This window comes from Argonema antarcticum A004/B2 (assembly GCF_023333585.1).
GTDB classification, from domain to species: Bacteria; Cyanobacteriota; Cyanobacteriia; order Cyanobacteriales; family Aerosakkonemataceae; genus Argonema; species Argonema antarcticum.
Genome location: NZ_JAIQZN010000039.1, coordinates 31,304 through 51,470, shown reverse-complemented (window position 1 = coordinate 51,470; position 20,167 = coordinate 31,304). Strand labels below are relative to the sequence as shown.

The 20,167-nt window shown below is 45.4% G+C and carries 18 protein-coding genes; 9 read left to right on the top strand and 9 right to left on the bottom strand.

The window, feature by feature from the left end; genetic code table 11:
• Positions 1 to 373: 373 nt before the first annotated feature.
• Positions 374 to 1,996, top strand: coding sequence for a mechanosensitive ion channel family protein (locus LAY57_RS17635; RefSeq protein WP_249068106.1), 1,623 nt, complete (start codon positions 374 to 376; stop codon positions 1,994 to 1,996).
• Between the two features lie 300 nt (positions 1,997 to 2,296).
• Here the strand turns inward: LAY57_RS17635 and hpf are convergent, their stop codons facing one another.
• Positions 2,297 to 2,953, bottom strand: coding sequence for a ribosome hibernation-promoting factor, HPF/YfiA family (gene hpf, locus LAY57_RS17630; protein ID WP_249068121.1), 657 nt, complete (start codon positions 2,951 to 2,953; stop codon positions 2,297 to 2,299).
• Between the two features lie 448 nt (positions 2,954 to 3,401).
• On the opposite strand from hpf, the gene lipB reads away from it, so the two are divergent.
• From lipB to LAY57_RS17615, 3 genes are all read left to right on the top strand, one after another.
• On the top strand, positions 3,402 to 4,109 hold the full coding sequence (gene lipB, locus LAY57_RS17625) for a lipoyl(octanoyl) transferase LipB (RefSeq protein WP_420839098.1): 708 nt from the start codon (positions 3,402 to 3,404) through the stop codon (positions 4,107 to 4,109).
• 647 nt (positions 4,110 to 4,756) lie between these two features.
• Positions 4,757 to 6,784 (top strand): hypothetical protein, encoded by a 2,028-nt coding sequence (locus tag LAY57_RS17620; RefSeq protein ID WP_249068105.1) that lies wholly within the window; start codon positions 4,757 to 4,759, stop codon positions 6,782 to 6,784.
• A gap of 19 nt (positions 6,785 to 6,803) precedes the next feature.
• On the top strand, positions 6,804 to 7,757 hold the full coding sequence (locus tag LAY57_RS17615) for an endonuclease/exonuclease/phosphatase family protein (RefSeq protein WP_249068104.1): 954 nt from the start codon (positions 6,804 to 6,806) through the stop codon (positions 7,755 to 7,757).
• A gap of 338 nt (positions 7,758 to 8,095) precedes the next feature.
• Here the strand turns inward: LAY57_RS17615 and LAY57_RS17610 are convergent, their stop codons facing one another.
• On the bottom strand, positions 8,096 to 9,055 hold the full coding sequence (locus LAY57_RS17610; protein ID WP_249068103.1) for an aldo/keto reductase: 960 nt from the start codon (positions 9,053 to 9,055) through the stop codon (positions 8,096 to 8,098).
• A 182-nt stretch (positions 9,056 to 9,237) separates the two neighbouring features.
• On the opposite strand from LAY57_RS17610, the gene LAY57_RS17605 reads away from it, so the two are divergent.
• From LAY57_RS17605 to LAY57_RS17590, 4 genes are all read left to right on the top strand, one after another.
• The gene (locus LAY57_RS17605; RefSeq protein WP_249068102.1) at positions 9,238 to 9,531 is read left to right on the top strand and encodes a hypothetical protein; all 294 of its coding nucleotides are present in this window, start codon (positions 9,238 to 9,240) and stop codon (positions 9,529 to 9,531) included.
• A 61-nt stretch (positions 9,532 to 9,592) separates the two neighbouring features.
• Positions 9,593 to 10,177, top strand: a complete 585-nt coding sequence (locus LAY57_RS17600) for a DUF1802 family protein (RefSeq protein WP_249068101.1) — start codon at positions 9,593 to 9,595, stop codon at positions 10,175 to 10,177.
• 383 nt (positions 10,178 to 10,560) lie between these two features.
• A complete protein-coding gene (locus LAY57_RS17595) occupies positions 10,561 to 10,821 on the top strand; it encodes a hypothetical protein (RefSeq protein WP_249068100.1) in 261 nt (86 codons plus the stop codon).
• Positions 10,822 to 11,092: 271 nt separating this feature from the next.
• Complete coding sequence (locus LAY57_RS17590; protein ID WP_249068099.1) at positions 11,093 to 11,761, top strand: hypothetical protein; 669 nt, start codon at positions 11,093 to 11,095, stop codon at positions 11,759 to 11,761.
• Between the two features lie 424 nt (positions 11,762 to 12,185).
• On the opposite strand, the gene ggt is transcribed toward LAY57_RS17590, so the two are convergent.
• From ggt to LAY57_RS17565, 5 genes are all read right to left on the bottom strand, one after another.
• Positions 12,186 to 13,811: a gamma-glutamyltransferase gene (ggt, locus tag LAY57_RS17585; protein WP_249068098.1), complete on the bottom strand. Its 1,626-nt coding sequence runs from the start codon at positions 13,809 to 13,811 to the stop codon at positions 12,186 to 12,188.
• 276 nt (positions 13,812 to 14,087) lie between these two features.
• Positions 14,088 to 14,999 carry a glycine betaine ABC transporter substrate-binding protein gene (locus tag LAY57_RS17580; RefSeq protein WP_249068097.1) on the bottom strand — a complete coding sequence of 304 codons (912 nt, stop codon included), beginning with the start codon at positions 14,997 to 14,999 and terminating at the stop codon, positions 14,088 to 14,090.
• Positions 14,996 to 15,649 carry an ABC transporter permease gene (locus LAY57_RS17575; RefSeq protein ID WP_249068096.1) on the bottom strand — a complete coding sequence of 218 codons (654 nt, stop codon included), beginning with the start codon at positions 15,647 to 15,649 and terminating at the stop codon, positions 14,996 to 14,998. The genes LAY57_RS17580 and LAY57_RS17575 overlap by 4 nt, the downstream gene beginning before the upstream one ends.
• Before the next feature lie 182 nt (positions 15,650 to 15,831).
• On the bottom strand, positions 15,832 to 16,578 hold the full coding sequence (locus tag LAY57_RS17570; protein WP_249068095.1) for an ATP-binding cassette domain-containing protein: 747 nt from the start codon (positions 16,576 to 16,578) through the stop codon (positions 15,832 to 15,834).
• Positions 16,565 to 16,801 carry a hypothetical protein gene (locus LAY57_RS17565; RefSeq protein WP_249068094.1) on the bottom strand — a complete coding sequence of 79 codons (237 nt, stop codon included), beginning with the start codon at positions 16,799 to 16,801 and terminating at the stop codon, positions 16,565 to 16,567. Before LAY57_RS17565 ends, LAY57_RS17570 begins: the two co-directional genes overlap by 14 nt.
• A 406-nt stretch (positions 16,802 to 17,207) precedes the next feature.
• Here LAY57_RS17565 and LAY57_RS17560 point away from each other — a divergent pair, with 406 nt between their 5' ends.
• A complete protein-coding gene (locus LAY57_RS17560; RefSeq protein WP_249068093.1) occupies positions 17,208 to 18,236 on the top strand; it encodes a fascin domain-containing protein in 1,029 nt (342 codons plus the stop codon).
• A gap of 143 nt (positions 18,237 to 18,379) precedes the next feature.
• Here LAY57_RS17560 and LAY57_RS17555 read toward each other — a convergent pair whose 3' ends face one another.
• Both LAY57_RS17555 and LAY57_RS17550 read right to left on the bottom strand, forming a co-directional pair.
• Entirely contained in the window at positions 18,380 to 18,556 is a 177-nt protein-coding gene (locus LAY57_RS17555; RefSeq protein ID WP_249068092.1) for a hypothetical protein, read from the bottom strand.
• A 109-nt stretch (positions 18,557 to 18,665) separates the two neighbouring features.
• Complete coding sequence (locus LAY57_RS17550; RefSeq protein WP_249068091.1) at positions 18,666 to 20,129, bottom strand: anthranilate synthase component I; 1,464 nt, start codon at positions 20,127 to 20,129, stop codon at positions 18,666 to 18,668.
• Positions 20,130 to 20,167 lie beyond the last annotated feature (38 nt).

The following is a 20,167-nucleotide window of genomic DNA, read 5'->3' as shown; positions in this document are numbered from 1 at the left end:
ATGGGTTTGGTAGATGCAGCCGAAGATGACCAAAATCCTGTAGTTTGGGTCTGAAAACGGCTAATAAACCTTTTTAACCTTTAACTTATAGCAACCGCCAGGGCGGTTAGGGCATCCTAAAACGCCAGAACCAATTCACAGCAAGCATTTCACTTTTGACTTTTGACTTTTGACTTTTGACTTTTGCTATAGTCACCCAGCAACCGGATTTGATATCAAATCTACCGTCCCCCATACAGGTGACTGGAATGTTATAAATGAACTTACACAACGCTTAATATTGGAGTAGGCCAAACTATAGTTTGCTTTGGTGCGTCCCTAGAGCGTATCGTATTAAACGAGAGTAACAGCTAAATATTTAAGGCAGGCACCTATGATTGCTATCTTGGACTTTCCAACTGTACTAGCAGCTTCCTTATCCTTTCCAGAGAAATTTGGCCCTTTCGTGGCAGCCTTGATTATCGAGGCAATTGTCGCTTTCGTACTGTACATAGTACTCTTCTATCTACTGCGAGCCTTGTTTCGCCAGATGGAAAGCGATGCAGCCCTAGTTAGCCTGACTGTCTCGCGTATCCCAGTTCTAATTATTTTCATACTTGTCAGTCTAAAATTCTCCTTTCGACAGTTAGGCCCAAGTCCCGTCATTGATGTGATTCAGAAAGCCTTCAGTGCCTTTCTGGTTCTGACTGTGACCCACTTGATTGCGCGGCTATTTACTGAAGTAGTTGTCTACTACTTGAAAGCATACGCTAGAAAAAGCGAGGCTGTCTGGGACGACATATTGATCCCAATACTAGGACGCACTATCCCAGTGTTAGCTTACCTGATTGGGTTTTCTCTTTTCTTGCAAACATTTGGGGTTGATTTAACGGGAATCGGGTTAGCGTTAGGTAGTATTACCGTTGTACTTGGCTTGTCGGTGAAGGAGATTTTAAGCGACTTTTTTGGCGGTTTGGTTTTGTTGATCGATACACCCTTTCAATTCGGAGATGTAATCGAAATGAACGGGTCAATGGCGGTCATCAAAAACATCGGCATCCGGGTGACCAAGTTATATATGATCGATACCCATTGCGAGATGTATACGCCAAATTCTGCCTTGGGAGGTAAAGATATAATTAACTTCAGTCGTCCCACTCCGCACTTTGCTTATTCAGCTAATATCGCAGTCAGAGTGGATGCCGACCCGGTGACAGCAACAAAAATATTGAGAGAAATTGTTCTCGGACATCCAGATACATTGGGCGATCTGGAGGAAAAACTACAATATTTAGACCACTTCTATGGATGGGATCATGCCGAACCAGGTAAGCTTTCCAAGAGGGAAGCAGGACGCCTCCGGGTATTAGCGGAAATAGAGGTGAACAAGCAACTGAAAAAAATTGAAGATGAAGTTGAGGATTTGGTTAACAAAATCAAGAGTCTGGAAAAAGGAGGATTGGATAAAGATGAACTCAAAATTGTTCTAAAAGAATACATAGACGTTTTGGACTTAGTTGGCTTGCAGGTAGTAACAGAACGCAAGGGCAAACGGGTGCGTTACAGACTGGAAGAAGAAGTAGAGCCAGCTTTGAAAACTACCCTCATCGGATATATTAGAGCCTGGTATGACGCCTGGTTAAAAGACCCCGATTTGGTAGTTGAAGACTTCAATATCTTACCGGAAGAATGGGAGCAAAAGATTGACATCCTTAAGGGCAAAATGAACAAACTTTATCAGAGAATGGCTAACCCTGGAGGAGACGAAACTAGGCTGGATGATTATGCGATCAACTTTGTAGCGTGGTTGCACGAAAACTTCAAAGAATCCAAAACCCTTTGGAAAGAGCCAAAAATTCGGCTGATGGACATCCAAGGTTCCGGTATGCAATTTACGGTCAAGTTCTATGTTGACAATATCCGGTTAGAACATTGGGAGCGAGGCTATCGGGTCAGCAATGAAGTGCGTAGAGAGATGGTGCGGCGCTTGAGACAAGCTTACATTTACAACACATAAAACGTTCAAGCACTGGAAGCGGTATTTTGAGCGACGGGACAAACCTCACCCCCCCTCCCCCTCTCCGTCAACGGAGAGGGGGGTTGGGCAAGGGCCAAGGGGCAAGGGCCAAGGGGGTGGGGTTCGACTGTGCCGCTACTGGTAGCCTGAGATCGCAGCTATAGCAACCGCCAGGGCGATTAAGCCAACTTCAACTGTTACATGAAGTCCATAATCCCTTAGGTCGTAACCTCTTCCCTCAACGCTCGCCCCTAGCCCCTAGTCCCTAGTCCCTAGCTATAACAGCTTCTGGGCCTGGTCTTAAGTTTTATGTACGTTTGACTTTTCGGGTGCAGGATTACTGCTGTGGGCTGTTTTACCATTTTTGCGATCGCTATGCCCATTCCCCTGACGCGGCTGAATCACCCCGTAGCCGCCGTGGTTACGTTCGTACATGACGTTGATTTCGCCGGTTTCAGCATTGCAGAACATATAAAAGTCGTGGTCTACTAGCTGTAGCTGTTCTAGGGCTTCATCAATGGTCATCGGCGGCATGGCAAAATACTTGGTACGCACTACTTCGCCTGGAAGTTCGGGAGTGCGATCGCCAATCAAATCCACTGCTACTGGCGTTTCTTCTACTAACTCGCTAGTTTTAGGCTGAGCTTGAGTCTTTTTATCAAGACGTTTTTCTTTGTACTTCCGCAGTTTGCGGGCAATTTTATCAGCTACTAGGTCTATGCTCGCGTATAAACTTTCACTTCCTTCTTCAGCACGAATTACTGCGCCGTTGGCGTAAATAGTTACTTCAGCAGTCTGCTTAGAGTTTACCCTCGGATTGCGGGCTACTGATAAATGCACATCAATCTCATTGGTTACGTTTAGAAAGTGGCTTGCCGCCTTTTCTATTTTTTGATGTACGTACTCGCGAATTGCATCGGTGATTTCAATATTTTTGCCATGAATCACAACGTTCATATTCAATTCTCCCGCTGAATAGTCCATCATAATGCAGGCATATTTTTGGCCTGCGTCTACTTTTGCTCTGAGAGGAAAGTTTAGCAGAAATTGCTGCTTTCCACGATCGCATTTTCTGCGTCGGTTGGTTCCCAAACGCTGATATCTTCGATAAGTCAATCCCAAATCCAAAATAGATTGACTTGAGCCTAAGCCACACCCGGATTGGCAGTTTCTTTGGGCGATTCCACCAACTATGATTTCCAGAGGGACGGTAGGCTAGAGCCGCCTCAACCTTGTGGGCTTCCTCCTATTCGCATTGAGGTTATATATAAAACAGTAGCACTTTGTATTCTGAAGTACATAGCCATTTGGCTTGTCTTCAAAATCTTTTGCATCTGTTGACATTTCTTGATTTCTGTTCCTGGATTCTAACGAAATTTAACGTAAATTACTCTTGATTTTTGTGGTGATTTCAAGTACCAAACGGTCTGTTTGTAATAATGAGCCGCCCGATCGGGTCTGTTGGCTGTACAACCAAGGCATAGTGGAGTATTCAACGGCTTGGGAATGGCAGCGAGAACTAATGGCCCAACGGCGGGACAACCCCAGCCTAGAGGACATCCTCATATTGTTGGAACATCCACCCGTGTATACTCTGGGACAGGGAGCTAGTCTAGAATTTCTCAAGTTTGCTTTGGAGCAAACAAGCTGGGAGGTACACCGGATCGAGCGGGGTGGTGAAGTGACTTACCATTGTCCCGGTCAAGTTGTCGGCTACCCGATTCTGAATTTACGATATTACCAGCAAGACTTGCACTGGTATCTGCGACAGCTGGAAGAGGTGTTAATCCGCGTGCTGGCTGATTACGGATTGAAAGGGGAACGGCTGGCCGGTTTTACAGGCGTCTGGCTGCAAGGACGCAAAGTAGCTGCTCTAGGCATTAAAGTCAGCCGTTGGATTACCATGCACGGCTTTGCTTTAAACGTTTGTCCAGATTTGGAAGGTTTTAAGCAAATTGTTCCTTGTGGGATTTCAGACAAGCCGGTAGGCAGTTTAGCAGAATTTATTCCCGAAATCGATATCAACCAAGTGCGTCAGCAAGTAGCAGCCTCTTTTGCTGAAGTGTTTGGAGTTCACCTGATTGAAAAACAGGCTGAAATAAAGTCTAAGTAGTTAGTTGGGAGAAAGAGTCCCCCTTGTCCCCTTTGTCTCCCTTGTCCTCCCTGTCCCCCTTTTCCTCTCCATCACCAACTATTTTTGACCGCAGCCTTTTCGTTTCCCTCTCCCACTCACCCTTATTTTTGTGATAAGTTTTGCTTGATAGGCATATATAGAAGGTGTACCCCGTCAACAACCCACCGTGTGTTTCGGAGTACCGACTATAACGGGGGCTTGAAAGATAGTCCTAGTTGACCAGACTCAGGTATACAATACCTACGTTAGTGGCAAGAGTTCGAGTTCCTACCTACGGATGCGACGCCAGTCTGTAGCTCTAGAACCAAGTGGTTAAACAGGTTTAAAGGGTTAAGCTAGTGCTACTTGGATAGTACCGACTACTAACATTGTCGAGGCGAACATCACCCCAGAAATGGGAGGGGGAGTAATCCCCAATCAAACGCCCCACCGAGGCGGGTCACAGTATCGGTAGCCTCTATCCTGTGATGCCAGCAGGTATGTCAGGAAGTTCCCACTTCTGAGGCGAAACGGTTTTTTCACATCTACGTCTTAATAATCTTTATGCAAACTAAACCTCGCCCCCCAATTCCAACCCCCGCCATAGCTGTACCCAGCTTGGCGGGGGTCTCCAAGGGGGAAGAAAGATGACAGACACCACGGAACGCAATGGCTTAGAGGTAACAGAGTACGTTTCCGTAGCCGGTTCTGTTGCAGGGACGGTAGTTGCAGTTTTTTCCCAGCAGCTGATCTATGCGGCGGCTCCCCTGACTTTAGCTCTTTCCCTGAGCCTGATCAACCGACGCCGATTCGAGCAGACTTTCCAGCAGAATATGACTGCTGTCTTGTCGGAGATGGGAACTCGCGTCAGACAAGTAGATCGGGAAATATCAGAGGAAATGCAAGCTTTAAAAGGTTCTGTTCAAACTCTGTCTCTTTCGCCCAAACCCGTTAATCTCACTCCCATCCAGGAAGAACTCTCCCAGATGGGACAGCGGTTTGATACCTTAGAACTCACCATAACCAGTCTTATTTCCTCAGCTAGCGGCGAAAACTTCGCTTTGCCGATCGACCAATTAAAGCAAATAGCTCAAGTTCCACCGTCGTTTAACCCCAATTACTTAGAGCAACAAATCCAGCAACTGCAAGGAAATGTTTCCTCTTTAACAGCGGCGTTTAACGATCGGGAAGATCTTATTCGTATAGAAGAGATTAGACAAATCGCAGCGGAAGTTCAACAGCAGTTGTCTGCATTTGCTCCACCACCTGCACCGTTCGATCCCAGTTACCTGGAACAACAGATTCAGCAAGTCCAAACAAATGTCTCTTTAGTAGCTGAGACTTTTAACCAGCGCCTAGAAGAAGTTAGGCAAATTACATCTCAATTTCAATATCATCTTTCTGCACTTCCTCCATCACCTCCACCAACTCCACGCTTTGACCCCAGTTATTTAGAGCGACAGATTGAAGAATTAAAGGGATCGCTCACCCAGGTAGAACAAATTACTCGTTCTAACCTAACTCAGCTAGAAGAACAGAACCTTGCAATGGCTAGTTCTATGGCTTCCCAGGGGTTGCAATCTAGTGAAGCAGAAGAGTTAACCCAGATAGGGTCTGAAGTTAAACCACAAATTTCTGCAATTGGCGATCGCTTCGATCCCAGTTATCTGGAAGATGAAATTCAACAGCTTAGAAAAGAACTCCAATTTCTACACGAAGCGATCCAAAGTTCGCGAAATACTAGCGAAATTGATTCGGTTCACACAAAATTAAACGCTCCAATCGCCAATCCGGGTGACTTTTGGCGATCGAAACTTCAGCGACTGGTGGAATGCGTCTCTCATCTGTTTAAGGTGCAGTCGCAGACTGCTGTACCGGAGCAAGGTGTGCGATCGCAACAAGTTAGTGAAGACGATTCCCAGACGGAGATACACTCTGAGGTGAAGAATTTATCAGGCCAATCTCAAGCAACTACTTATGACTATACCCTAGAGCAAGAAACTGTTAACCCTAGTGGAATCGAATCAGCGCAGAAAAAAGTTGATGCTGTTCTCACTAATGTGACAGAATCATTAGTCGCCGGAGTCTTCCAACTCTTCGATAGTAGACAGCAAAAGCAGCCGAAGGTAGAGACGGTGGTTCCTGTAGGCGATCGAACTACTCAGTTGCTACCAGAAGAGCAGATTGAAGTCACCCCCATGTCTCTTGAGGTTACTTCTGACCGCGAAACTGAATTGCTTGACAATTCCGAATATCAACAAACGGCTCAGTTGCTAACAGAACAGCAGATTGAAATCAATCCGATTTTGCTTGAGGTTGCTTTTTCCCAAGAGACTGAATTGTCAAGCAATTCCGAATATCAACAAACGACTCAGCTACCAGAACAGCAGATTGAAGTCAATCCCATGTCGCTTGATGTTACTTCATCCGAATATACGGAATTGTCAAGCCATTTGGAACATGAAGAAACGACTCAATCTCTACCAGAAAAGCAGATTGAAGTCAATCCCATGTCGCTTGAGGTTAATTCTGACCGAGAAACTGAATTAGACAACAGTAAGGAGAATAAACAAACGACTAAGTTGGTAGCAGAAAAGCAGATTGAAGTCAATCCCATGTCGCTTGATGTTAATTCTGACCAAGAGACTGAATTGAAAAGTAATCAAAATCAATAACTAAAAGGTTATATTGCCAATGATAGCTAAAGGAGCGTCTCGTGCGATCGGCCCGACGTTTATTCTCGCAACGGTTTTAACTTGTTTCTTTTCTCTAACTGGGTATCTGGGAGAATTACACTATATTCTAGACCTCACCTCCAGCTTTAAACTGCAATATTTGGTTATTGGATTCTGTACCTTCTTTTTCTTTTTGATTACTCGCCAAAAAGCTTGGTGTATTGTTAGTCTTTTTTGCATTTTAATTAACTTGGTTGAAGTGGTGCCGTGGTATCTGCCTCAAACTGCGATCGCCACTCCAACAGCCGCACAACAATTGCGAGTTTTGCAGTCCAATGTTTTATATAGAAACAAACAGTATTCTCAGGTAATATCCTTAGTAAAGCGAGAAGACCCTGAACTAGCAGTTTTTATAGAGGTCAGCGAGTATTGGGAAAAAGAATTAACAGTTTTACAAGAGATTCTTCCCTATTCTGTTGTTCACCGAGATGACTCGCGATTCGGAACAGCTATTTATAGTAAAATACCGCTGCAAAAATCATCAATTCAATATTTGGGTGAAGGCAAAAAAACTATATTTGCACAGATAAAACTTAAAGATAAAATCCTCTCGGTTTTAACTATTCATACTAGCATTCCCACCAAAAAATCTAGTTTTAATTTACGAAATAAAGAACTAGCAGAACTGGGAGATTATATAGCAAAAATAAAAACTCCTGTTTTGGCGATCGGCGATTTCAATATAACGATGTGGTCGCCGTATTACAAGCATTTTGTACATCAGACAGGCTTGCGGAATGCGCGATATGGCTTTGGCGTCCTACCGTCTTGGCCAACTTATTATATGCCGCTATTATCCATTCCGATAGATCATTGTTTGGTAAGTCCAGAAATTAAGGTTTTGAAGATTCGGACTGGCGGGAATGTTGGTTCGGATCATCTGCCTTTAATTACGGATTTAGTTATATATTAATAAGTGATATAGCTAGGGACTAGGGGCTAGGGAAGAGGAAAAAGCTTACGACCAGGGATTATGGACTAAAGGTAACAGTTGGAGTTGCCTTAATCGCCCTGGCGGTTGCTATATCGTCAAATTGTCTGTTTTCATCGTTGGTTAAATTTTTACCACAGATGAAGACAGATGAACGCAGATGAACACAGATAAGAATAATCACAGGAATTTTTTAGGTAACCGATGTGTAAGGACACGATCTGATATTATTTCCAGACTCTATATTTAGGTATGTTGTTGCGCTTTAGCGCTATCTTAAAGAGCGCTAAAGCGCAACAACATACCAAACTTTATTCTAATTACCAATCCCACATAATTGGACTGTCATCCAAATAATCGGTGACAGTGCGGCCAATGGCGTCTATTTCCGCTAGTTCATCAGGAGATAGTTTGACATCAGATGCTTTGGCATTTTGTACTGATTGTTGGGCATTACGCGCACCGACGATCGCATTCGTTTGTGGTTGGGCAATTAACCAAGCTAGCGCCAGCTGGGCAAGAGTGCATTGATGTTGTTCGGCGAAGGGCTCCAGTTTGCTTAAAGCTGACTGCGCCCGCTCATAATTCTCACCCATAAACAGCTTGTTCTTAGCGCGGTTATCTGCTGCCTCAAACTTGTGACTGGATCTGAATTTTCCCGTCAATAATCCTTGCGCTAAAGAGGAATAAGCAATGATGGAAATATTGTTTTCGATGCAGTAGGGCATCGCATCTTTTTCTACCTGACGCCAGAATAAAGAGTAAGGCGGCTGTAGGCTATCGATGCGTCCGTACTGGCTGGCTTCTGCTATCTGGGCGCGGTCAAAATTGGAAACGCCAATTGCCCGAATTTTTCCTTGCTGTTTCAAATCGTTCATCGCCCTTATCGTTTCTTCGATCGGTACAACTTCACTTTTGAAAGCGCCGGAAGGCCAATGAATTTGGTAGAGGTCGATGTAGTCGGTTTTGAGGTTTTTCAGGGACCGATCGCACGCCTCGATCGCTTGGTCATACTTAAGATGATTGGCGAAAACTTTGGTGGCGTAAACCACGCTAGAGCGCACATCTGATAAAGCTTGTGCGACAATCTGCTCAGAATGGCCTTGACCGTATACTTCCGCAGTGTCGATCGTTGTAATACCTGCCTCAAAAGCTGCCCGTATAGCTTTGATAGTTTCCGAATCCTCAATCCCCACCCACATCGCTTTCCCAGCTTGCCAAGTGCCCATAATGATGGGCGAGATATACACCTCTGAAGTGCCCAAGCGTCGCATTTCCATGTCTGATACCGAGTTTATTGTGCCTTCTTAACTATCTTGACTTGCAGCAAGCGGCGGTGGATGCAACATCTGTCTTATGTACTAAAAGCGACGGTGTAAATTTCTGCTTACATTCACAAATCCTTGTCTTGCGGAGGATAGACTGTATAACAAAGTCATAGTCTTCAACTCGGTGACTACTAATGAGTCCTCAAAATAATGACCCCATAGAGCAGCGGCTCAAAGAACTAGAGGCAGAAATCTCTATACAGCATATACCTAGATCCGCGAAACCTGAGCCCAACCACTTCAAGCTTTCTTACGCAAAACTAAAGAAAGTGGCGAAGGCTACAGTATTTGTCGCTACGGGACTGGTTGGCGTTTGGGTTTTTGGCACAGCTGTGAGTTTCGTTTCGATAATTTTGGGTTTGGCGATCGCAGGCGGGGTAGCGTATGTCGGATACAAACTCTTCCTTAATCGGGATAACTATCGGTGAATCCAACCTGCTGACTGGTGTTGTAACCGCTAGCCTGGAAGAAGAACTCAGGTGAAAAGCTATGCGATCGACTACTCACGCACTCAAGGAATGGGCAGTTGCTGTCGATGCCTTGTCGGAAGGCAAAACCATTGTGCTGCTTCGTAAGGGCGGTATTCGCGAGGAGGGGAACCAGTTCAAAGTTGCCCAGGACGAGATTTTACTTTATCCGACTTTTGAACATCAACAACCGGATTTGCTCAAACCAGAATATGCTGGCAAAGTCAGCCCAGTAGAATCCGGTTGGCACCCAGAAACTGTACGAATCGGTGCTTGGGCGAAAATAACTGATATTTTTATGGTGAGTTACGAGCCCAGCGTCAAAGCACTGCTACCTTACCACATTTGGAACGAGCAATTTGTGAGCGATCGTCTCAAATGGAAACACCGTCAGCCTGTGTATATTTTATTGCTGCGGACTTATCAACTCTCTCAACCCCAATTCATTCCCTATCTACCAGAATACGGCGGCTGCAAATCTTGGATCGATTTGGTCGAACCAGTCTCGATCGCGGATGCCACACCAGTACTGAGTGATGGTGAGTACGTCAAACAAGCAAATGTCATCCGTGCCGCTATCGCTAACCCGCAGTCAGCGCAATTATAAATTAAAGGTTAAAAATTCAGAAGCAGAAGAGATGAATTAGCAGCAAAGTAGTAGCGAATGTAACAAATAAATTATTTGTTTGTTCTAATTAAAAGCTGGGTTGTGGTATTCCACTACAACCTCAGACATTTGTTATATCCACTACAAAATCAGCCGCTAAAAGCGTCCATAAATATTAATTCTTTCTTAAGGTTGATATTTAATGGCTTCTAGTAAAGCAAAACTACTCTGCAAGGATGACGTAGGTACTCATAAATTTTTGCGATGATATTGACAAATGAGTCAACATAGGGTAGGTTAGCTGAAAACAGAAGCTAAAAAGCACATCCTCACACAGCCTGCTTGCAGCTTCACCTCCCTTAATTACGCAAAGGAGTTTATTTATGGCTGGACAGATGTGCTGGTTACCTGCCTTTGGTACAAACGGGCAAAAAATATTGCATTTACAATTAGCATCCAACGAAGGGTGGCGACCTTATACAGCTTTTCGTCAATATGCCGCGCCAGACTACCGCGAACCAGATGGTTCTAAGGGTTGGGCAACTTACCAGAAATTATCCAAAGCAGGTTGGAAATTAGTACCCAGCAGCGAAGTGCAGCAACCTTTATTCCTGAATGCAAATCCAGAAACAGAGGTAGCTTAAAAACCGCTTGGCGAACCTTCTCCACGGGGATCTGCGGCTCCTTCTAAAAAACCGTCTGGCGTGAGTTAATGACAAGGATTATAAGACAAAAAACAAGGAGTTAGGCGACTAAAATCGCAAACGCCTACATCCCCGTGTCTGAAGTCAGGGGCTTCTCTCTCGGCTTTTTGGTAACCTATTGATGGTGAATGCGCTTAGATAGTATAATAACTCATCTGTTGCTGGGTCAGACCCTACAGAAAGTCATTACAAAATAGCGCAAGTTCCAATCATGAACGATTATGCCGAGGGAACCAAATCCCCAATAGACGAAGCCATCGCTGGTTATCAAGCTGCATTATCCACTGTAGAAAAAGCAGGATTTATACTGTCAAAGCGGAAGATTATAGAAATGCTCTTGAGCCGCGATGGAGTGGAAAACCTCAAGGAGAACGGTGCCGAATTGAACGCGAGTCAGTACGCCCTGTTGATTGATTTGGATGAACGATTGAAGGGGCTTGCGGGGATAATAGCCAAAAAGTTTCCCCTAGCTAACTATCGGCTGAGCGTCAACCCACCGGAGTCGTCTTGGTGGTGGTTTCTCGAATCCTTTGCCCCTCAAGAAGTCCATAAACACGATCGCTTTGATTGGCTATGGTATGGGATGACAGTCGGTTGTATGGTTGTGGCGACTACTTTTGGTGCTAGTACAGCTCAAGCCTTTTCCAGTGAGGGATTTGATATCCTGGGTACTTTTAGTACAGTTGGCCAGGGGGTGGGGATGCTTTTATTAGCTGGTGGGGTGCAGGCTTGTTGTAAATATCAATATTTGCGGTTTCTCCCGGTTCCACCACCCTACCCTGGAGTTTTTCGTGAATTCTGTCATCACTTCCGGGAGGATACACAAAAAACTGTACTAAGTTACTATTCTCATAGTTCTCTAGATTTAAGGATAGTCTAGGTTGGTAACGCTCAGCTAATAAGCTACTAGGGGTTAATAAGATTGCCGGTAACCCTAATAGCACTTTAGCCGTTAAGGACTTTAAGAAATTTTGAGACATAGTGCAGGTATTCCTAATTCTAGGTTTAAATAGTATCATGAAACCTACTAAAATGCGCGATCGCAAAAATGAGGAATTCTCGCTTCTGAGAATTAGTTTTTTCCACCTCTCTCCTCACGGAAGTTTAGACCCACATTCCAGACCCACAATTGTCTCATAGACAAGTCACAGAATTTTCCTCAATATGCCGTACCAGAATACCGCAAACCAGGCGGTTCCAAAGGCAAAGGCAACCTATCAGAAGCTAATCAAAGTAGGCTGGAAGCTGATACCCACTGGCGAGGTGCAACAACGTTCATTCTTTAATCCAGAAACAGAGGTAGCTTAATAGCCACTGGGAGAACCTTCGCCACGGGGATCGGCTGCGCCTTCTAAAAAACCGTCTGAGGTGAGTGCGATCGCATTAGCATTACCCCAAGGAGTTTGCTGCTCGATCTGATGTCCGCGACGACGCAGTTCTGCCAGGGTAAGAGCATCCAAGCCAAATGGTTCTACCCTCAGTTTATCAGGTAACCACTGATGGTGAATGCGCGGAGCAGAAACAGCCGCACCAACATCCATGTCGTATTCTAATACATTGAGTACGACTTGCAGTACCGTTGTGATGATAGTGCTGCCCCCAGGCGCACCAGTTGCCAAGCGCAAGCGTCCGTTTTCAGTCACGATGAGCGGAGTCATACTGGAAAGGGGAATTTTGCGGGGTGCGATCGCATTTGCATCTCCACCCACCAAACCAAAAAGGTTGGGTACACCTGGTGCAACAGCAAAATCGTCCATTTCGTTGTTTAGCAAAATGCCCGTTCCAGGCACAACTACACCAGATCCAAAACCATAATTAATAGTAAAGGTGAGACTGACACTATTTCGCTGTTCGTCCACAACGTTGAGATGACTGGTGTCAGAAGATTCTTTGGAATTAGCAAAACGCTGCAAAGTCTCTCGATCGACTGCGCTTACCTCGCTTGAAGGTCGCGCCCTTTGCATAGAAATTTCCTGACGCCTTTTAAGAGCATAGGCGCGACTGGTGAGCGCTGCAACCGGAACATTGACAAAATCAGGATCGCCCAGATACACTGCGCGATCGGCATAAGCAATTTTCATTGCTTCCACAAGCAAGTGCAGTGCATCGGGGTGGTGCCATCCCAAGGATTTTAGATCGGTATCGCCAATAATGTTCAAAATTTGCAAGAGGTGAACGCCTCCAGAAGAAGGCGGTGGCATTGAACAGATGCGGTAAACTCGGAAAGTACCGCATAAAGGCGATCGCCAAGTTGGTTTGTAAGTTTTAAGGTCTTCAAGAGTAATTAGACCGCCGTTTTTTGCCATATCATCGGCAATGGTACGAGCAATTTCACCAGTGTAAAAACTTTGCGGATCTTTAGCGATCCTCTGTAAAGTGCGTGCTAAATCTCGCTGCACTACACGATCTCCCCGTCCCAACAATCTACCATTGGGAGCGAAAATTTGACGTGCTGCCGGATTATTGAGAATGGCATCCTTGCGGCTTTCCGACATCGGCACAAAACGCTCAGAGGCGAGAGAACTGATGATGTAGCCTTCATTAGCCAGACGGATAGCAGGTGCGATCGTCTCTTGCCAAGGAAGCTTACCATACTGACGATGCAGTTCATAAAGTCCAGCCACCGTACCCGGAACCCCCACTGCCAAATAGCCTGTAACGCTGGCATTTGGGCGCACTTTCCCCTGTTCGTCCAGATACATATTCTGCGTAGCCCGGAGGGGGGCTCGTTCTCGGAAATCTAACGCCTTCATCTCGCCAGTTTGCCCCAAATGCAGCATCAAAAAGCCACCGCCGCCAATCCCCGCCGAAAAAGGTTCCACCACTGAAATCGCAAAAGCTGTTGCTACCGCCGCATCTACGGCATTGCCGCCCTTGCGTAGCATGGAAAGTCCCGCATCAGAAGCGAGAGGATGAGCTGAAACTACCATACCTTTTTTAGTTCGCAGCGGCGGGACAAAGGCGGATTTTGTCGGTTCCTGAGACCAAAATAGGGAAATCGAGACACCAATAATCAACATAAGCAGCAAAAACCGAGCATATCTGAAAAAGATACGAGATTGGTTGGCAAACAGACTCATGATTTTTATAAAGTTAAAGTGAGTGCGTGGATATTTTTTACCACAGATATCCACAGATGAACACAGATAAACACAGATGAAGATCTAGATTTATCGTGATGGCCTGAAGGTAGTAAACAAACATTTTTATTTTTTTACCAAACCTTTCAACTCAAGAAACTCTCGCACCACTTCTTTGACATCTCGCAGTTCTCCCTCTACCAGGTAGTTTAGGCGTCGCATTTCGTCTGCCGTAATTAATCCGCCCAATTGCTGAAATACCTGACGCAGTTGGGGATATTTTTTTAAAGTAGCAGAACGCACGATCGGCACCGCTTCATAAGGGGGAAAATATTGCTTATCGTCTTTTAAAACTACTAAATTCAATCGGGCAATTTGTCCATCAGTTGAATTTCCCGCTATCATGTCTACTTGCTTCTGAATCAAAGCCCGGTACATCAGCCCCAAATCCATCACGCGGGGTGGTTTGGCAAACTGTAAATTGTAAGTTTTTGCTAATCCGGGAAATCCATCTTCCCGTTCTAAAAATTCGTAGCCGAATCCTCCTCGCCATTGGGGTGTATACTTAGTAGCTTGGGAAAGAGTTTGCAAATTTAACGCTTTAGCATCTTCTCCCCGCACAATTATGGCGAAAGTGTTTTCAAAACCTAACGATGGCATGACTGACAATTCAAATTGGTTGGCGTAAGCTTGTTTCAATCGTTGATAAACAAGTTTCGGATCGCTAATCGGCTTTTGTTTCAAAACACTTGTCAACGCTGTTCCCGTATATTCAACGTAGGCATCAATTTGACCTGCCAATAGAGCTTTATGACATACATAAGTGAAACCAAGACGAAATCTGCGGTCTACTTTTAGATTAGTTTTGGCTTCGATTTGCTGTGCTAAAATTTCGCCTAAAATGTCTTGTTCGGTGAAATCTTTTGACCCGATAACGATGTCTGCACCACGGCTATTAACATTGGGGTTGCAACTTGCGAGCGCAACTATCAAAGCCAAAGCTAAAAAACACAATACCCAAATTTTATTTTGTTTCATTTTTCCTTTTTCCTTGTGCCAGTAGGTGTGAGCAGATATTCCAACCAACCAATAGCAAAATCCGCCAAAACAGCCATTACAGCAGCTGGAACTGCACCGGCAAGGATTAGTTGATTATTCACCACAGCGATACCCCGAAAAACGAACACTCCCAAACCGCCAGCGCCAATTGCAGCAGCAATAGTGGCGACACCTATGGCAATGACTGTAGCTACGCGCACCCCCGCTAGAATAACACCTATTGCTAATGGAATCTCGACCTGAAATAAGAGTTGTCGATCGGTCATACCCATGCCGCGTCCAACTTCGCGAATCGCTGGATCGACGCCGTTAATCCCAACGTAGGTATTGCGGATAATGGGTAGGAGAGAATAGAGAGTTAGCGCTACAATTGCTGGAGTGTCACCAATTCCCCCAATGGGAGGCGGTACAGAAATCAGAAAGCCAAACAGCGCCAAACTGGGAATAGTTTGCATGATATTGGCAATGCCTAAAATCGGTTGGCTAAATTTTGGCTGGCGGGTGATGAGGATGCCAAGCGGAATGCCAACGAGTGTAGCAATGCCAATAGAAATGCCTACGAGAAACAAATGTTCGCCGGTGTGGGATAAAATTTCCCAGCCATACTTAAACAAGAAAAAGTCACTCATAATTTTGTTGTTTAGCTAATAAAGAAATTATCGATTTTAGTAAAAAATAATATCACTCCCTTACGCATCGGTTACTAAAAAAATCCTGTTCTTATTCTTATCTGTGTTCATCTGTGTTCATCTGTCTTCATCTGTGGTAAAAATTTAACCAACGATAAAAACAATTCTTTCTTTTGACTTCCCTAGACCCTGTTTAGACATTGCATAAAAGCTTGTGCTTCTGGTAGTTGCGATCGCAAAAATTCCTCCTTAGTCCCCAACAGCAGCAAGCGTCCCTCCTGCATCAAACCAATTCTCGATCCCAAGACAAACGCTTCTTGAATATCGTGGGTGACAAAGACAACCGTTTTACCCAAGTCTTGTTGCAACCGACGAAACTCACCTTGCAGTTCCAGGCGCGTGATGGGATCGAGTGCGCCGAAAGGTTCATCCATCAGCAATATCGGCGGATCTGCCGCCAGTGAACGTGCGACGCCGATGCGCTGGCGTTGTCCGCCGGATAGTTCGTGGGGATAGCGGCGTGCAAATACCTGGGGATCTAAACCGACTAGATGCAGTAGTTCAAAAACGCGCTGGCGAATGCGATCGCTATTCCAACCCTCTAAACTAGGTACTAATCCCACATTACGCTCCACAGTAAAATGGGGAAACAAGCCAGTTTCTTGAATCACATAACCAATCTGTCGCCGCAACTTAATGGGATTCCACTCAACAGTACTCATCCCCTCAACGCGAACCTCCCCTGTAGTCGGTGTCAGCAGGCTATTAATTAGCTTCATAGTCGTCGTCTTACCACTGCCGCTGCGTCCCAGCAATACGACGGTTTCCCCAGGCCCGATCGTGAAATTGAGATTAGATACTAGAGGACGGCGGTTTAGGGAGTAGGTGACATCGCGGAATTCGACTGCGATCGCATTATTTGGCGGCATGAGGTATTCTGAATATAGGGATTAGAAGGGATAACTTTAACATCATCTCCATTGACTTGGTGCTAAATAGAGGTGGTTCCGTTCGAGGCAGGTTGCGCGGCTTGCGGATTTTAGTCCGGGTGGACTGAGAGGGCAGAACTTCTACCTCAGTTAATTCTAACTGGGTGGAGGCTTCGAGGAGGGGGGTGCTGTCCTCGCGATCGCTGGGTTTGGGTTGTATCATGGCTCAATCGTTGAAAAGAACTATACGGAACCAAAACGCCATACCTAGATTCTTACGAGGTAAGAACTTCTGCCCTTTTCAAGGATCGAGTAATTTGCTAACCTGTCATTAATGGGCAGGCCGCAACCTATCCAATCGGGAAGGGCATATCGTTGATATGGTCGTTCTGGTTTTAACCGAAGCATCGAAGGCACCAGGACTTCACCCGCCAAGACGATTTCCTGGTGTTTTCAAGCTTTAAAGGGCATGGGTTCTACCTAAGTACCAAATTTGGGGTGTTATGCCGAATCATTCTGCCTATTTACCCACTGTAGGATCTTAGGCAGAAAGTTTCCGTCTAATAATAGTTAGACCACAATTCCTCGGTAGGGATATAGTCTTAAACTTGTAATGGTAAGGATTTGTAATGCAAAAATACTTTTCCAAAGCTCAAAGAATTAGTAAGTTTACTCGCTTGAGTAGCATTCTTATCACTATAAGTACGCTCAGTTCTTCCAACATTGCATATGCTGACATAAATGGAATTCCTTTCAATCCCGATTTTCCTAAAGCTGAGTACCCTTATGCTCAAGCTCCTGATGCTTGTAGTGGCGTAACTAATAGACCAGACAGTAATGGAGAAATCAGAGATACTTGGGGACCTGTTGACTTTCGAGGAGCCTGCAATACACATGATAAGTGCTACTACACAGTAGGTTCCAATTGGAACATATGTAATGAACGCTTGTATTCCGATTTAAGGGCAGCATGTGAGCGTGATCTGAAAGTTTCATTTAATGTGCCCGCGCCAACCTTGAGTAATCCACTTAGAACTCGACGTGTTGATGGACCACCCGATCCAGCAAGATTAGCTGCTTGCTACACTATAGCCTCGGGCTATTATGCTGGTGTTCAAGGTGGTGTTGCACTTGGAGTTTTTAATAAAGCCCAAGATAAGCAAAGACGCTATGAATCATGGGTTGCTAGTATCAAAAACCCTACATCACCTATCAGCACCCGGAGAGTTTTCATCAGATCCGCTCATGGTAATTACTTTTTAGACCACCAAATTGCAAGCAGAACTATCACGCTAGCAGACCAACCCTACAATCCTACAACCGGAGCTTACAATGGCGAGCTTTGGGAGATTGTTGATGCTGGAGGCGGCAGGGTATTTATCAAGTCTGCTCATGGCAATTTCTTCCTCGACCACCAAATTGCAAGCAAAACTATCACGCTAGCAGACCAACCCTACAATCCTACAACCGGAGCTTACAATGGCGAGCTTTGGGAGATTGTTGATGCTGGAGGCGGCAGGGTATTTATCAAGTCTGCTCATGGCAATTTCTTCCTCGACCACCAAATTGCAAGCAGAACTATCAGTCTGGCAGACCAACCCTACAATCCTACAACCGGAGCTTACAATGGTGAACTTTGGCAGATTGTTGCGAGGTAGTCTTGTGATTCTCTGTGTGGGCGTGTCTAACAACCGCGCTGCACCGGAACTACCAATATAGATGGCTGTGTTGCAAAGGATATCTGCGTCCGGTGAGCGCGAACGTTAGGCTTATCTTGAAAAGTTCTCTCAGGATGAGAACCTTAGAACAGATTTGCATCCAGGGAGATAATCTGATCGGGTGCCAGAATGCCTCCGACTGCGATCGCTTCCAGTTTTCCAGTTTCCTGGGATGCTGAGTCTTGACTTTGGCGATCACTATAACTCGATGAATATGCTCTCTGTGAGCGATTAGCCTTTGGAGGCTGAGGTCTGCTCAAGGTTTACAATAGCTGCTCAATATTTTCGTAGAGGGTTGCGATCGCACAAGAAAAGCCGATGCTGGCAAATTCGATCGTTGCAAAAGCATCTGTAGTGGGCACGAGTCACTTAGTGGCGATTTTGCTGAAATATCTCAGCCAGATTTAGGGCGTTGAGTTGAGCTTGTGCTTTATGTAGAGACTCATACCATTCTTTTTCCGGGTCGCTGTCTGCAACAATGCCAGCACCGACTTGTCCCCAAACAGTTGCCCCTAGTGTAGGGTCGCTTGTGTCAGTATATAGCAAAGTGCGAATCAGGATATTTAAGTCGAGGTTTCCCCGCCAATCTAGATAACCGCAGGAACCGTAGAATAAGTTGCGCTTTACGGGTTCGAGTTCTTCAATAATTTCCATGCAGCGAACTTTCGGACAACCAGTAATTGTCCCCCCAGGAAACACAGATCGAATCAAGTCTACGGCGTCACAGTTTGGGTGTAACGTACCAATGATGTTGCTGACTAGGTGCATGACGTGGCTGTAGCGTTCGATGGTGAGGAGTTCATTGACTTTTACAGATCCCCATTCGCATACTCTGCCGATGTCATTGCGCTCTAGATCGACTAACATGATGTGTTCGGCTCTTTCTTTGATGTTGGCGATTAATTCTTCGGCTAACTGTTCATCAGCCGTGGAGGTAGGGCCACGCGATCGCGTTCCTGCGATCGGTCGAGTCTCAACTTGCCTTCCTGATAATTTAACTAATCTTTCTGGGGAACAGCTAATAATTGCCCCCCAAGGAGTCTGCCAATAACTGGCGAAGGGGGAAGGATTGATCTGTTGCAAAGCTCGATAAATTGACCAGCTATCACTTGGAGTATACGCTTCAAACCGCAATGACAAATTAGCTTGAAAAATATCGCCTGCTTGAATATATTTCTGAGCTTGTCGTACCGCCGCTTCATAATCCTCCTGAGACATTTGGAAAATGGGAGTGATGGGATTAGTTTTGCTGGTTTCCGGTGAATTCTGCACTCCTGTCTCTCGATCTATTTGACTTTGCATAGAGTCAAGTTGCGCGGAGTCAGTGGTGGCTAACCACAAAATTTGTTGTTGATGATCTGCAACTGCAAAGGATTCTGGTTCGTACCAGTAAGCAGTTGGAAAGGGAAGTGGATCGGTTTTGAGTTGGGGTAGTTGCTCAATCTCCCACGCCAAGTCATATCCCAACCATCCTAGCCAACCGCCTGTAAAGGGAAGTTCAGGAACATTCGCATCTTCATCCTGATGATGAGAGTTGAGGAGGCGACGCAGAAAGGGAAGAATGTCTCCTCTAGGGGGAGTCCATAGCTGCGGTTGACCCTCAATATAGCGAGGAGAACCCGCACAGATAGAATATCGAGCCAGATTGGTGCTGTTTGGTGTAACTGGACTTTCTAGGAGGGTAGCAATCCGCTGATGGGAATGACTTTGCACTGTTTCGAGATTGTCGCTGGTTTCATTTCTGGGATGAAGAAATAGCGCCTCGAAGACTTGCGATCCACTACGATTAGCAAGAGGGAGCGATCGCCAATGCCAAGGTTGTATGGGTTTCATGCTTGATAGCGCTGGACTAAATAACTCGACTGTGATCG